Raw genomic sequence first — 13926 nt, forward strand, 5'->3', positions numbered from 1 at the left:
TAGACTGGAGCTCGGTCGCCGACCCATTGTGAGGCGGCCATTGTGTTGCACGCAGCAGTGCCGACATACCCGGTTTCCGCCCTGGTGAACCAAGCGAGGGCGCACAGCAGAACAGGAAGTTCCACGTGGCCGACGAGAGCACCAGCACCACTCCCTCCGACGGCCTTCCCGAAACCCACCCACCAGCTCCCGAGGTGGTTCCGGCGAGCATCACCGAGGGGCACTCGGTGGAGGCTGGCAACTACGACGCCAGCGCGATCCAGGTCCTCGAGGGCCTCGAGGCCGTGCGCAAGCGCCCTGGCATGTACATCGGCTCCACGGGCGAGCGCGGCCTGCACCACCTGGTGTGGGAGGTCGTGGACAACTCGGTCGACGAGGCCCTCGCGGGCTTCTGCGACCGGGTCGAGGTGACGATCCTGCCCGACGGTGCCATCCAGGTCTCCGACAACGGCCGCGGCATCCCGGTCGACATCCCCGCAGGTCAGGAGCTTCCGGCCGTCACGGTCGTGCTCACCGTGCTGCACGCGGGCGGCAAGTTCGGCGGTTCCGGCTACAAGGTCTCCGGCGGCCTGCACGGCGTGGGCATCTCGGTGGTGAACGCGCTCTCCAAGCGCGTCGAGGTCGAGATCAAGCGCGACGGCTTCCGCTGGTTCCAGGCGTTCGAGATGGGGGTCCCCACCGGTCCCCTGGAGAAGCTCGAGCCGACCGAGGAGACCGGCACCACCACCCGGTTCTGGGCCAACGACGACATCTTCGAGACCACCGAGTACTCCTTCGAGACGATCTCCAACCGGTTCCGGGAGATGGCCTTCCTCAACAAGGGCCTCGAGATCGTCGTACGCGACGAACGGCCCTCGGCCGCGGTGATCGCGGAGGCGATCGAGGACGGCACCGTCTCCGCGGACGTCGAGGACGGCGGCGAGGGCGCCCAGGCGGCGCACAGCGCGCCCGGCGGGGTGATGGAGCGCCGATTCAAGTACGACCGCGGGCTCGTCGACTACGTCGAGCACCTCAACCGCAGCAAGACCATCGCCAACCCGACGGTGATCAACTTCGAGGCCGAGACGCCCGAGAGCCACGAGAGCCACATGAGCCTCGAGCTCGCGATGCAGTGGAACACCACCTACAACGAGTCGGTGCACACCTTCGCGAACACGATCAACACCTACGAGGGCGGCACCCACGAGGAGGGCTTCCGGGCCTCCCTGACGACCCTGGTCAACAACTGGGGCGAGGAGTGGGGCCTGATCAAGAAGCCCGAGGACCGGGTCAAGGGCGACGACATCCGCGAGGGCCTGACCGCGATCATCTCGATCAAGCTCGCCGACCCCCAGTTCGAGGGTCAGACCAAGACCAAGTTGGGCAACACCGAGGCCAAGGGCTTCGTGCAGCGGATCGTCAACGACCAGCTCGGTGACTGGTTCCAGAAGAACCCCGCCGAGGGCAAGGACATCGTCCGCAAGGCGCAGTCGGCCGCCCAGGCCCGCGTCGCCGCCCGCAAGGCCCGTGACCTGGCCCGCTCGCGCAAGGACCTCTTCGGTGGCGGCGGACTGCCCGGCAAGCTCTCGGACTGCCAGTCGACCAACCCCGAGGAGTGCGAGGTCTTCATCGTCGAGGGTGACTCCGCCGGCGGCTCCGCCCGCCAGGGACGTGATCCCCGGATCCAGGCGATCCTGCCGATCCGCGGAAAGATCCTCAACGTGGAGAAGGCTCGCCTCGACAAGGTGCTGGCCAACGCCGAGGTCCAGGCGATCATCTCCGCCCTCGGCACCGGTGTGCACGAGGAGTTCGCCATCGACAAGCTGCGCTACCACAAGGTCGTGCTGATGGCCGACGCCGACGTCGACGGCCACCACATCAACACCTTGCTGCTCACCTTGCTGTTCCGGTTCATGCGGCCGCTGATCGAGGGCGGGTTCGTCTACATGGCCCAGCCGCCGCTCTACCGGCTGCGCTGGAACAAGCCGGCCGAGCACGAGTTCGTGTACTCCGACAGCGAGCGCGACCTGATGATGGCCGACGGCCTCGCCCAGGGGAAGAAGCTCCCCAAGGAGAACCCGGTCCAGCGCTACAAGGGCCTCGGTGAGATGAACGCCGAGGAGCTGTGGGAGACCACGATGAACCCCGACCAGCGGCTGATGCTGCAGGTCACCCTCGAGGACGCCGCCCAGGCCGACGAGGTGTTCTCCGTGCTGATGGGCGAGGACGTCGCCAGCCGGCGCGGCTTCATCCAGCGCAACGCAAAAGACGTCCGCTTCCTCGACATCTGATGAGCGCCGCGATCCGCACGCCCTGGCGGCGCCCCAGGAATCAACAGCGTGTCGGTCGACGGGCCGCTTCGCCCGCTCAGCCGTTCCAGGCCCGCCTTCCCTCATCGGCCTTGCCATCGCACGCACCTCGCAACGCCTGACTCCCGAAAGAACGAGAGTGAATTCGAATGACTGAGACCCCCACCGACGGCAGCGGCCCCATCGCACCGGGCCCCGGCGGCCGGATCGAGCCGATCGAGCTGCAGACCTCGATGCAGCGGGCCTACATCGACTACGCGATGGCGGTCATCGTGGGCCGGGCACTGCCCGACGTACGTGACGGGCTCAAGCCGGTGCACCGTCGGGTCCTCTACGCGATGTACGACGGCGGCTACCGTCCCGACCGCGGGTTCTCCAAGTGCTCGCGCGTCGTCGGTGACGTGATGGGTCAGTACCACCCGCACGGTGACTCCGCGATCTACGACACCTTGGTGCGTCTCGCGCAGCCGTGGGTGATGCGCGCGCCGCTGATCCAGGGGCAGGGCAACTTCGGCTCGCCGGGCAACGACGCCGCCGCCGCGATGCGGTACACCGAGTGCCGGATGGCGCCGCTGGCCCTCGAGATGGTCCGCGACATCGAGCAGGACACCGTCGACTTCCAGCCCAACTACGACGGCCGCAGCCAGGAGCCGACGGTGCTGCCGTCGCGCTACCCCAACCTGCTGGTCAACGGCTCGGCCGGCATCGCGGTCGGGATGGCCACCAACATCCCCCCGCACAACCTGCGCGAGGTCGCGGCGGGTGCCCAGTGGGCGCTCGAGCACCCCGACGCCAGCCGTGAGGAGCTCCAGGACGCGCTGATCGAGCGGATCAAGGGCCCCGACTTCCCCAACGGCGCCCTGATCGTGGGCCGCGAGGGCATCGAGCAGGCCTACCGCACCGGCCGCGGCTCGGTCACCCAGCGCGCGGTCATCGAGATCGACGAGGACGCCCGGGGCCGCACCTGCCTGAACATCACCGAGCTGCCCTACATGGTCAACCCGGACAACCTGGCCGAGAAGATCGCCGACCTGGTCCGCGGCGGCAAGGTCCAGGGCATCGCCGACGTGCGCGACGACTCCTCGGGCCGTACCGGCCAGCGGCTGGTCGTGGTGCTGCGCCGCGACGCCGTCGCCCGGGTCGTGCTGAACAACCTGCTCAAGCACACCGAGCTGCAGACCAACTTCAGCGCCAACATGCTGGCGCTGGTCGACGGGGTGCCGCGCACGCTGACGATCGACCAGTTCATCAGCGCGTGGGTCACCCACCAGATCGAGGTCATCCAGCGCCGGACCCGCTTCCGCCTCGCAGAGGCCGAGCGCCGCGCCCACATCCTGCGCGGGCTGGTCAAGGCCCTCGACATGCTCGACGAGGTGATCGCGCTGATCCGGCGCTCACCCGAGGTCGACGACGCCCGCCAGGGCCTGATCGAGCTGCTGGAGATCGACGAGATCCAGGCCAACGCGATCCTCGACATGCAGCTGCGTCGCCTGGCCGCTCTGGAGCGTCAGAAGATCATAGACCAGTTGGCCGAGATCGAGATCGAGATCGCCGACCTCGAGGACATCCTCGCCCGCGAGGAGCGCCAGCGTCAGATCGTCTCCGACGAGCTCACCGCGATCGTGGAGAAGTACGGCGACGACCGTCGTACACAGATCATCGCGGCCGACGGCGATCTCTCGATGGAGGACCTGATCCCCGACGAGGACCTCGTCGTGACGATCACCCGCGGTGGCTACGCCAAGCGGACCCTCGCCAGCCAGTACCGCACCCAGAAGCGGGGCGGCAAGGGCGTGCGTGGGGCCGCACTGCGCGGAGACGACGTCGTGGAGCACTTCATGGCCACGACCAACCACCACTGGCTGCTGTTCTTCACCACGGCCGGGCGCGTCTACCGCACCAAGGCCTACAACCTGCCCGAGGCGTCTCGTGACGCCAAGGGCAGCCACGTCGCGGGGCTGCTGTCCTTCCAGCCCGACGAGGACATCGCCCAGGTGCTCGCGATCCGCGACTACCAGCAGGCCCCCTACCTGGTGCTCGCCACCCGGGCGGGACTGGTCAAGAAGACGCGTCTCGGGGACTACGACAGTCCCCGCCAGGCCGGCGTGATCGCGATCAACTTCCGCGAGGACGACGACGAGCTGATCGGTGCCGAGCTGGTCAACCCCGGCGACGACATCCTGCTGGTCTCCCGCAAGGGGCAGGCGATCAGGTTCCCGGCCGACGACACCCAGCTGCGCCCGATGGGTCGCGCCACCAGCGGCGTCCAGGGGATGAAGTTCCGTGAGGGCGACTCGGTGCTCTCGATGTCGGTGATCAGGGCCGAGCAGGTGGCTGCCGAGGAGTCCGTGGAGGGTGAGGCCGCCGAGTCCGACGAGGTCGCCGAGCAGTACGTGTTCACGATGACCGACGGCGGCTTCGCCAAGCGCACCCGGATCTCCGACTACCGCACCCAGTCGCGCGGCGGCCTGGGCATCAAGGCGATGTCGCTGAGCAACGAGGACCGCGGCGGCCTGGTCGGCGCGTTCATCGTGGTGGAGGGCGACGAGATCCTCTCGATCACCTCGGGCGGCCAGGTCGTCCGCAGCCCCATCGACGACCAGTTCCGGCCCACCGGACGCTCCACCATGGGCGTGAAGTTCGTTTCTCCGAAGGGCAAGGACACCGTCGCGGTGGTCGCTCGCAGCGTCGAGAAGGACGCGGCCGTCGAGGAGGCCGTGGAGGAAGCCGTCGACGAGGCAGCCGCGGAGCAGGCGGACGCCGATTCGGGGACCGGTGACGCCGGATCCGGTGCCGAGTTCGAGGGTGGTGCCACTATGGAGGTCGAGGACGCCATCGAGGGCGCTCCCGACACCGACACCGACGACGGCACGGTCACCGACATCGAGCCGGGAGACGAGAGCTGATGGCTGAGGCTCGCGAAGACGACTCCGTCGCCTCACGGCGAAATCTGGGCGGACCGATCCTGCCGCCCCCTCCGCCAGGGCTGGCGGAGGAGTCCGGGAAGTCCCAGGAGGCCAGGCCCGCCCAGGAGCGGTCAACAGAGGCCACGTCCCAGGCTGGGCCGGCGGAGGCCAGGCCGGCGAAGAAGTCCGCGGTCAAGAAGTCCACGACCAGGTCGCCGAGGCAGGCGCGAGCCGACAAGGAGCGTGCGAAGGCCTCCGGCGGGCAGGGCGCCGAAGCGGTCTCGGTGGGCACCAGCGAGGCCCCGGCCGGGCGCAACAGCGGTTTCCGGCGACCCCGCGCGGGTGCTGCCACGCAGGCGAGCAACGGGGCCCGGACCGAGGCGGCGACCAAGCCGGCCGCGCCGCGTCGTACCCGCCGGGCGCAGCTGCGCCTGGTCCAGGTCGACGCGTGGTCGGTGATGAAGACCTCGTTCCTGCTCTCGATCGCGCTGGGCATCGTGCTGGTGGTCGCCGTGGCGATCATCTGGGCGGTGCTGGGGGCCTCGGGGGTCTGGGACGCCGTGAACTCGGTCGCCCAGCAGGCCGTCGGCGGCACCGGGGACGATCCGTTCCGGATCCAGGACTACGTCGGCACCTCCCGGGTGCTCGGTTTCACGATGATCGTGGCCGTCCTCGACGTCATCTTGATCACAGCGATCGCGACCCTGGGAGCGTTCCTCTACAACCTCTCCGCGGCGCTGCTCGGTGGTATTGAGGTCACCCTGGCCGAGGACAACTGAGCGCCTTCCGGAGGCGTTTTGTAGGGGCTCCTGCGCATGGGGTAGCCTTCCCTCTCGGTCCACCCGGCAGCAGTCGCGGGTGCACTTCCGGGCCTATAGCTCAGACGGTTAGAGCGCTTCCCTGATAAGGAAGAGGTCAGAGGTTCAAGTCCTCTTAGGCCCACCGACCACCACTGGAGGAGACAGCCGTGAAGAAGATCCTGCTCGTAGCGGCAGCAGCTCTCGGCGCTGTCATCGCGAAGAAGAAGATGGACGAGGGCAAGCGCGAGCAGGCCCTGTGGCAGCAGGCCACCGACAGCGTCGAGAAGGCGTAGTCCCCCGGGGCCTTGGCGCAATTGGTAGCGCACCTGCTTTGCAAGCAGGGGGTTAGGGGTTCGAGTCCCCTAGGCTCCACCACCCCGCTGTGGGGTTGATCACCGGCAGCAGGTGCGTGCGTTCCACCCCATAGGGGCGACTGGCGATACTGGACTCCATGAGCCTCGCCGTCACCTGGTCGCTGCTGGCGCCCGCGGACCTCGACGTCCCCACGCTGTACGACGTGCTCAGGCTGCGGTCGGCGGTCTTCGTGGTGGAGCAGGAGTGCGCCTACCAGGACATCGACGGGCAGGACCTGCTCGACGGCACCCGGCACCTGGTCGGCCGGGACGGTGGCGCGATCGCGGCGTACGCACGGATCCTGGCTCCCGACGAGCAGCACCCGGTGCCGCGGATCGGCCGGGTGATCGTCAACGAGGCGGCCCGCGGGCACCAGCTCGGCCGGCGGCTGATGGAGCAGGCACTGGCCCTCTGTGAGGAGGCCTGGCCAGGTGTCGCGGTCGAGCTGGGCGGGCAGGCGCACCTCGAGGGGTTCTACGCCAGCCTGGGCTTCCGCGCGGTGGGTGCGCCCTACGACGAGGACGGCATCATGCACGTGTGGATGCGCCGTGAGGGAATTCGCCCGGCCTGAGGACCCCCCGTACTCTGGGGGCGTGTCTCTCCTGCTCGCCCCCCGATACTGGGGCGCTCATCTGCTGATGGTGGCGGCGCTGGCGGCGGCGACGCTGCTGGGGATCTGGCAGCTGGACGTGTGGGACTCCGCGCGTACGGCGGAGGCTCGCAACGTGACCCGCGCCGAGCCGATCCCGCTCTCGAAGGCGATGACCGGCGACAGTGCGTTCCCGGGCCAGTACCTCGGCCAGCCGGTGGCGTTCGAGGGTGAGTGGATGCCCGGCGACACGCTGTACGTCGAGGGTCGCCAGGTCGACGGCAAGGACGGCTACTGGGTCGTCACCCCCGTCCTGATCGGCGACAGCGCGATGCCGGTCGTGCGTGGCTGGTCCCCGGACACCGACGTCGCGGTCCCCAACGGACCCGTGAAGGTCGAGGGGTGGCTGCAGGCCTCGGAGGGCGCGAGGATCCCCGACCCCGACCCGCACGACGACGTGATGCCCGAGATGCGGATCGCCAGCATGGTCGAGCACGTCGACGCCGACCTCTACAGCGGCTACGTGGTGGCTCGCGACGTGAGTGGAGAGGCCTCCGGGCTGGTCGCGGTGTCCCCGGACTCGGTCCCGGCCGTCTCCAGCACGACCTCTCTGAAGAACCTGCTCTACGGCTTCCAGTGGTGGATCTTCGGCGGGTTCGCCATCTACATCTGGGTCCGGTGGTGCCGCGACGTGCTCGAGGCGTCCCGGGAACCGGCGGCCAGGGCCGGAGAGGTAGCGTCGCAGCCGTGACCAAGGTCGAGCTTCCTGCCAACCTGCGTTCCGCGCTGCTGCGCTACCGGGTGATGGCCACCATCGTCGGGATCCTGCTGATCGTGCTGATCCTGGTCGGCGTGCCGCTCGGTAACTTCGACGGCACCGCGATGTGGGGGATCTTCGACTCCACTCCGGCGCTCTGGGCCGAGGGCAGCCGGGGCCACGAGGTGGGCGAGTGGATCACCAGCGTGCTCGGCGTCGCCCACGGGTGGCTCTACATGATCTTCGTGCTCACGGCCTTCCAGCTGTCCCGCCGAGCCGGGTGGCCGACCGGGTTCAGCGTGGTCACGTTCCTGATGGGCACCGTCCCGATCCTGAGCTTCTGGGCCGAGCACCGTGCCACGGCCCGCGTCCGCCGCGAGTGGGGCACGCCGGTCGGGCAGAACGACTCCGAGAACGACAGCGGCCCGCCGCACGAGGTGCGACGGGCCGGCTGAGGAGCTCGCTCAGGGCTTCTTGGGGTCCTCCACGGAGGTGACGTCCACGGCCTCGGCGGGAGCGTCGGGCGTGGTCACCTCGTGCGGCTCCTCGACGGCGTCCGAGATGGACTCACCGGGGCTGGAGCCGACCGGACCGGAGTCGGCCGGGACGTCAGCCGCGTGGCTGCCGACCGTGGGCGCCGCGGCGCTCGGGCTGGGTGCCGGGGCGGCGGGTGCGGGGCTCGGGGCGTACGACGTCTGCCAGTTGGCCGACTCGTTGCCGCCACGCAGCTTCTGCACCGCGAGGACACCGAGGCCGGCGAGGCCGGCGATCACGAAGTACTTCTTCTTGCCGCCCTTGCGCTTGACCGGCTCACCCTTGAGGGCGGCGGCGGCCAGGCTCCCGCGGCGCTGGGCCTCGAGCGCCACCGGGGTGCCGGCTGCGAGCGCGGCTGCGGCGCCCTTGGACAGTCGTTCGCGAGCGTCCTCGACGTACGGCGTGGCCTGCTCGCGCGCGTCGGCGAGGTAGGGCGCGAGCTGCTCACGTGCCTCGTTGATCCGGGGCGCGATGTGGTCGCGAGCCTCGCTGATGCGCGGGGCGATGTGGTCGCGAGCCTCGCTCAGACGGGGCGCGAGCTGCTCGCGCGCGTCGTTGATGCGCGGGGCGAGCTCGTCGCGAGCCCGCTCCACGTGTGGGGCGATGGCCTCTGACAGGTCGTGGGCGAGGTCCTGGGCCTGCTCGACGAACTTCTCCTTGCGGCTCTTGGCAAACATGGGTTGCAAGACTCCCTCTCTGCGGAGTTCGGGTGCGGCTGAGCCCCGATCATGCCCGGTGTGCGGGGGTAAATAAACCCGCGTCCACCGTGGATGAGCGGGCGAGGGACGCGCCGGGTCACCTGCCGGCGCGGCTGGGGCGCCTGGCCGAAGGGCCCCTGCGGGCGGCCTGACCCGCGCTGGGGCCTGCGTGGGAGGATCAATGCCGACGTCCTCGTAAGACACATACCCGAAAGGCAGACATGTCTGACCTCAAGGCCACGCTCAAGACCAACCGTGGCGACATCGTGATCAACCTCTTCCCCGACCACGCCCCCGTGACGGTGGAGAACTTCACCGGCCTCGCCGAGGGCACCAAGGAGTACAAGGACGACGCGGGCCGCTCCGGGGTGCCGTTCTACGACGGCCTCGGCTTCCACCGCGTGATCGAGGGCTTCATGATCCAGGGCGGCTGCCCCCTCGGCACCGGCACCGGCGGGCCGGGCTACAAGTTCAAGGACGAGTTCCACCCCGAGCTGCAGTTCGACCGTCCCTACCTGCTCGCGATGGCCAACGCCGGCCCGGGGACGAACGGCTCGCAGTTCTTCATCACCGTCGGCCCCACCCCGCACCTGAACCGGCGCCACACGATCTTCGGCGAGGTGGCCGACCAGGCCAGCCGTGAGGTCGTCGACGCGATCGCCTCGACCCCGACCGGTCGCGGCGACCAGCCGGTCGAGCCGGTTGTCATTGAGACGGTGGAGATCGAGCGCGGGTGACCCCTCCGGTTGGTCCGCCGGTGGGTGGGGCGGGCCCGGCGAACGTGCCGACCGCCCCGCCCACCTGCTACCGCCACCCCGACCGGGAGACCTGGATCCGGTGCCAGCGCTGCGAACGGCCCATCTGCCCTGACTGCATGAACCCCGCGGCGGTCGGCTTCCAGTGCCCCGACTGCGTGAAGGCGGGCAACAAGGGCTCGCGCCAGTTCCTCACGCCGTACGGCGGCCAGCGCGTCGCCGACCCCCGGCTGACCACCTACGTGCTGATCGGCCTCAACCTCGCGGTGTGGGTGCTGATCCAGGCAACGGGCGGGCGCACCAGCGAGGTGCTCTACAAGCTCGCGCTGATCCCCGCCTTCACCGGCAGGCCCACCGGCGACGGTGGCCGGGTCCTGGCGGAGGGGGTCGCGATGGGCGCCTGGTGGCAGCCGTTCACCTCGATGTTCACCCACGAGCAGGCGTTGCACATCGGGTTCAACATGCTTGCGCTCTACTTCCTGGGACCGATGCTGGAGAACGTCCTCGGGCGGACCCGCTTCCTGGCGCTCTACCTGGTCTCCGGCCTCACCGGCTCCGCGGCGGTGATGGTGCTGTCCAACGCCTACGTGGCCACCCTGGGAGCCTCCGGCGCCATCTTCGGCCTGATGGGCGCCCTGGCCGTGGTCGCGTTGAAGGTCCGTGGGCAGGTGCAGTCCATCCTGATGTGGATCGGACTGAACCTGGTGTTCACCTTCACCCTCAGCGGCATCTCCTGGCAGGGGCACCTCGGTGGCCTGCTCGGCGGGGCGGCCCTGGGCGCGGCGATGGCCTACGCGCCGCGATCGCGCCGTTCGCTGGTGCAGTGGACCGCCACCGGGCTGGTGCTCGGCATCGCCGTGTTGCTGATCGTGGCCCGCGGGGTCGCGCTCTCCGGCGCCGGCCTCGTGGCTCCCGGCTGAGCCGGAAGCACACGGCGACCACGGCTGAACCACGCCTGGGCCACGCCTGAACCACGCCTGGGCCACGCCTGAACCATGCCGGGAAACCACAGAATTACACCGGTGAAAGTTGTCCACAGCTGTGTACAACCCTGTGGAGAACTACACCGGTGTAAGTAGGGCTACTCCCACTTGGTGGCGAAGGTAAACCCCACCGCCATGAACCCGATGCCGACCAGCAGGTTGTACTGGTCGAGGTCCTTCATCAAGGGGACCGGCCCGTCCTGGCCGATGAAGTAGAACGCCACGATCCAGATCAGCCCGATCAGGAAGCACCCGAGCATCCCGATCACCACGCCGCGCCCCCGGCCCAGGGGGGTCAGCTTGTGCGCGGAGGCGGCGAGGCCGGCGAAGATCAGCCCGAACCCGATCAGGAAGTTCCAGCGACCGAGGTCGGCCATCCACGGCAGCGGGTTGGCCGGCTTCTTGGCGCCCGGGAAGTCCGTGAAGGTGGCCGCGTCCTTGGCGTAGTTGATGTAGACCGCCATCCAGGCGATCCCCGCCACGACCAGCAGCACGGCGATCACCGTCCGCGGGATCGAGGTCTGGTACCCACTGGCGATCACGGTGGGCTTGCGCGCGGACGGCTTGGACACGGTCGACTCCTTGGGGCATCGGGTACGAGCACGTCGGGCAGCCCCGCGCACCCAGAATGCGTTGCAGTGGTCGCTGGCCCGGGAAACAGCCCGGACGCGAGGCACTAGCCTAGTCACGCCAGGACCGATCGAGAGCAGGCGCCCCGTTGAGCATCAACCGTCATCTGAAGGCGATCCGCTGGCGCTTGGTCGCGATGATGGTCTTCGTGGTGGCCGGCGCCCTGTTCGTGACCAGCGCCCTGGCCTCCGGCGGCCTGGACCTGCGCGCCTCCAGCGTCACCAACCTGGACACCGTGGTGCGCCAGGAACGCCAGCGCACCGACTCCCTCCAGCGCCGGGTAGCCGCCCTCACCCGTGAGGTGGCCACGCTGGGTGAGGCGGTCGACGACGCCGAGGTGAGCAACGTGCAGGCCGAGGTTGCCGCGCTGCGTGGGCCCGCCGGGTTCGAGAAGGTCCGCGGGCCGGCCGTGACGGTGGTGCTCGAGGACGCGCCCGAGGACGCCATCGACCGCGCCCTGGAGGACGGCGAGGTGACCGCCGACCAGCTCGTCGTGCACCAGCAGGACATCCAGGCCGTGGTGAACGCGCTCTGGGCGGGCGGGGCCGAGGCGATGACGCTGCAGGAGCAGCGCGTGATCAGCACCACCGGCATCAAGTGCGTCGGCAACACGGTCGTGCTGCACGGCGTCCCCTACGCGCCGCCCTACGAGATCACCGCCATCGGTGACGTCGGGTCCCTGATGGCCAGCCTCGACGCCAGCGACTACATCGCGGGCTACAAGACCTACGTCGACGCCCACGACCTCGGTTACGAGGTGCGGGTCGAGTCGGACCTCACCATGGCGGCGTACGGCGGCAGCAGCGACCTGCGCTACGCCGAGCCGGACACCAGCGGCACCATCGGGCGCGACTGAGCCCTTGCTGGGCCGCTGTTCTGGGCCGCTCTCTGGGCGGGCCTCAGGGCGTGGGCAGGGCCGAGGTCGAGGGCTCGGTCGGCGTCGGTGAGGGCGAGGGAGCCGGAGCCGGTGGCTCGTAGGTGGAGACCACGATCGTCACGGGGCTGCCCTCGTCGAGCTCCTGCCCCGCCGAGGGACTCTGCTGCAGGACGGTGCCCTTCTGCGACTCGGTGCTGGAGTCGGTCACCCGGCTGACCTTGAAGCCGGCCGCCTCGATCAGCCGGGTCGCCTCCGCCTCGGTCTTGCCGACCACGTTCGGCACCGACTCGGGGCCGTCGGACCAGAACAGGGTCACCTTGGAGCCGTCGGCCACCGACGTCCCGGCGGAGGGCTGCATCGCGACCACCTGGTCGCGCGGGTCGTCAGCGTTGCGATCGCTGAGCAGCACGCGCAGCCCGAGGCCGCGCAGCTGCTGGGCGGCGTCCCCCTTGGGCTGGCCCACCACGCTGGGCAGCTCCACCTGGGGTCTTCCCTCGGAGACGACGAAGTCGACCTTCGACTGCGGGTCGACCTCGAGCCCGGCCTGCGGGGTCTGCGAGATCACCCGGCCCTCGGCGACCTCCTTGCTGGCAGCGGTGGTGACCTCGCCCACCTCGAGGTTGCGGTCGCGGATGGTGCGCTCGGCCTGGTCGCGGGTCAGGCCGGTGATCGTCGGCACCGCCTGCTTCTCGGGCTCGCTGTCGAGCAGCCTGGGCCCGAACACCACGCCTGCCGCGACCAGCGCGAGCAGCAGCAGCACCAGCAGGATCACGGGCCCGCGCTTCCTGCGCTCGGGCTCGTCGTCCTCGGGTGGCGGACCGAGCGTCCCCATCACCTGGGTGGCGCCGGCGGGCGGGAGGTAGCCGGTGGGGTGGGCGGCCACGGCGGGAGCCTGGACCGGCCGGCCCGCGAGGTAGCGGTCGATGTCGGCCTTCATCGCTGCCGCGCTCGGGTAGCGGTCACCCACGTTCTTGGCCAGCGACTTCATCACGATCGCGTCGATCTCCGGCGTGATCTCCTCGTCGTACGCCGACGGCGGCTGGGCCTGCTCGCGCACGTGCTGGTAGGCCACCGAGACCGGGCTGTCGCCGACGAAGGGCGGCCGGCCGGTGAGGAGCTCGTAGAGCAGGCACCCGGTGGAGTAGACGTCGGAGCGGGAGTCGACGGTCTCGCCGCGAGCCTGCTCGGGGGAGAGGTACTGCGCGGTGCCGACCACGGCCGCGGTCTGGGTCATCGTGCTGGAGGCGTCCGAGACGGCGCGGGCGATGCCGAAGTCCATCACCTTGACGTCACCGGAGGGGGTGAGCATCACGTTCCCGGGCTTGATGTCGCGGTGGATGATCCCGGCCCGGTGGCTGTAGTCGAGCGCGTCGAGCACGCCGGAGGTGATCTCCAGGGCGCGCTCGGGCAGGATCTTGCGGCCTTCGCGGACGATGTCGCGCAGGGTCCGGCCGGCGACGTACTCCATCACGATGTAGGGCTGGGCGACGTGGCTGCCGTCGGTCGACATCTCCTCGCCGGTGTCGTAGACCGAGACGATCGCGGGGTGGTTCAGGGAGGCCGCCGACTGGGCCTCGCGCCGGAACCGCGCCTGGAAGGTGGCGTCACTGGCCAGGTCGGTGCGCAGGCGCTTGATGGCCACGGTGCGTCCCAGACGGACGTCGGTGCCCTTGCGGACCTCGGCCATGCCCCCTCGCCCGAGCAGCTCGCCCACCTCGTAGCGGCCGCCGATGCGGTGCGGTTCGGTCATCGCCG

The 13926-nt window shown here is 69.7% G+C and carries 13 protein-coding genes and 2 tRNA genes; 12 read left to right on the forward strand and 3 right to left on the reverse strand.

Translation table 11 applies throughout. From position 1 onward, the window contains the following. Positions 1–125: 125 nt before the first annotated feature. The 9 genes from gyrB to AC4BGC_RS17900 all read left to right on the forward strand — a co-directional run bounded on the left by gyrB (position 126) and on the right by AC4BGC_RS17900 (position 8149). Entirely contained in the window at positions 126–2270 is a 2145-nt protein-coding gene (gene gyrB, locus AC4BGC_RS17860) for a DNA topoisomerase (ATP-hydrolyzing) subunit B (protein WP_490547071.1), read from the forward strand. A gap of 167 nt (positions 2271–2437) precedes the next feature. Further along, on the forward strand, positions 2438–5194 hold the full coding sequence (gene gyrA / locus AC4BGC_RS17865; RefSeq protein WP_490556977.1) for a DNA gyrase subunit A: 2757 nt from the start codon (positions 2438–2440) through the stop codon (positions 5192–5194). Beyond that, positions 5194–5973, forward strand: a complete 780-nt coding sequence (locus tag AC4BGC_RS17870; protein WP_490547069.1) for a DUF3566 domain-containing protein — start codon at positions 5194–5196, stop codon at positions 5971–5973. The genes gyrA and AC4BGC_RS17870 overlap by 1 nt, the downstream gene beginning before the upstream one ends. Before the next feature lie 89 nt (positions 5974–6062). Continuing rightward, a tRNA-Ile gene (locus tag AC4BGC_RS17875) sits at positions 6063–6136 on the forward strand. Positions 6137–6161: 25 nt separating this feature from the next. Beyond that, a complete protein-coding gene (locus tag AC4BGC_RS17880) occupies positions 6162–6287 on the forward strand; it encodes a DLW-39 family protein (RefSeq protein WP_490547068.1) in 126 nt (41 codons plus the stop codon). Positions 6288–6293: 6 nt separating this feature from the next. Continuing rightward, a tRNA-Ala gene (locus AC4BGC_RS17885) sits at positions 6294–6369 on the forward strand. Positions 6370–6445: 76 nt separating this feature from the next. Beyond that, positions 6446–6919, forward strand: a complete 474-nt coding sequence (locus AC4BGC_RS17890; protein ID WP_490547067.1) for a GNAT family N-acetyltransferase — start codon at positions 6446–6448, stop codon at positions 6917–6919. Between the two features lie 22 nt (positions 6920–6941). After that, positions 6942–7688 carry an SURF1 family protein gene (locus AC4BGC_RS17895; protein WP_490556978.1) on the forward strand — a complete coding sequence of 249 codons (747 nt, stop codon included), beginning with the start codon at positions 6942–6944 and terminating at the stop codon, positions 7686–7688. Further along, a complete protein-coding gene (locus tag AC4BGC_RS17900) occupies positions 7685–8149 on the forward strand; it encodes a DUF3817 domain-containing protein (protein ID WP_490547064.1) in 465 nt (154 codons plus the stop codon). Before AC4BGC_RS17895 ends, AC4BGC_RS17900 begins: the two co-directional genes overlap by 4 nt. Before the next feature lie 9 nt (positions 8150–8158). Here AC4BGC_RS17900 and AC4BGC_RS17905 read toward each other — a convergent pair whose 3' ends face one another. Continuing rightward, entirely contained in the window at positions 8159–8905 is a 747-nt protein-coding gene (locus AC4BGC_RS17905) for a DUF5324 family protein (RefSeq protein ID WP_490547062.1), read from the reverse strand. A 242-nt stretch (positions 8906–9147) separates the two neighbouring features. On the opposite strand from AC4BGC_RS17905, the gene AC4BGC_RS17910 reads away from it, so the two are divergent. Together AC4BGC_RS17910 and AC4BGC_RS17915 are read left to right on the forward strand one after the other, a co-directional pair. Beyond that, positions 9148–9663 carry a peptidylprolyl isomerase gene (locus tag AC4BGC_RS17910; protein WP_490547061.1) on the forward strand — a complete coding sequence of 172 codons (516 nt, stop codon included), beginning with the start codon at positions 9148–9150 and terminating at the stop codon, positions 9661–9663. Between the two features lie 137 nt (positions 9664–9800). Then, positions 9801–10601: a rhomboid family intramembrane serine protease gene (locus AC4BGC_RS17915; protein ID WP_490556979.1), complete on the forward strand. Its 801-nt coding sequence runs from the start codon at positions 9801–9803 to the stop codon at positions 10599–10601. A gap of 161 nt (positions 10602–10762) precedes the next feature. On the opposite strand, the gene AC4BGC_RS17920 is transcribed toward AC4BGC_RS17915, so the two are convergent. After that, positions 10763–11353: a cell division protein CrgA gene (locus AC4BGC_RS17920; protein WP_490556980.1), complete on the reverse strand. Its 591-nt coding sequence runs from the start codon at positions 11351–11353 to the stop codon at positions 10763–10765. Between the two features lie 29 nt (positions 11354–11382). On the opposite strand from AC4BGC_RS17920, the gene AC4BGC_RS17925 reads away from it, so the two are divergent. Next, positions 11383–12150: a DUF881 domain-containing protein gene (locus tag AC4BGC_RS17925; protein WP_490547056.1), complete on the forward strand. Its 768-nt coding sequence runs from the start codon at positions 11383–11385 to the stop codon at positions 12148–12150. A gap of 43 nt (positions 12151–12193) precedes the next feature. Here the strand turns inward: AC4BGC_RS17925 and pknB are convergent, their stop codons facing one another. Next, a complete protein-coding gene (pknB, locus tag AC4BGC_RS17930; RefSeq protein ID WP_490556981.1) occupies positions 12194–13921 on the reverse strand; it encodes a Stk1 family PASTA domain-containing Ser/Thr kinase in 1728 nt (575 codons plus the stop codon). Between the last annotated feature and the right edge of the window lie 5 nt (positions 13922–13926).

It is taken from the genome of Nocardioides sp. Z38_18 (assembly GCF_058215695.1).

Coding starts and splice junctions, on each gene's coding strand:
- gyrA (WP_490556977.1), top strand. CDS start 2,438: ATGACTGAGACCCCCACCGACGGCAGCGGCCCCATCGCACCGGGCCCC.
- AC4BGC_RS17870 (WP_490547069.1), top strand. CDS start 5,194: ATGGCTGAGGCTCGCGAAGACGACTCCGTCGCCTCACGGCGAAATCTG.
- AC4BGC_RS17890 (WP_490547067.1), top strand. CDS start 6,446: ATGAGCCTCGCCGTCACCTGGTCGCTGCTGGCGCCCGCGGACCTCGAC.
- AC4BGC_RS17905 (WP_490547062.1), bottom strand. CDS start 8,905: ATGTTTGCCAAGAGCCGCAAGGAGAAGTTCGTCGAGCAGGCCCAGGAC.
- AC4BGC_RS17910 (WP_490547061.1), top strand. CDS start 9,148: ATGTCTGACCTCAAGGCCACGCTCAAGACCAACCGTGGCGACATCGTG.
- AC4BGC_RS17915 (WP_490556979.1), top strand. CDS start 9,801: ATGAACCCCGCGGCGGTCGGCTTCCAGTGCCCCGACTGCGTGAAGGCG.
- pknB (WP_490556981.1), bottom strand. CDS start 13,921: ATGACCGAACCGCACCGCATCGGCGGCCGCTACGAGGTGGGCGAGCTG.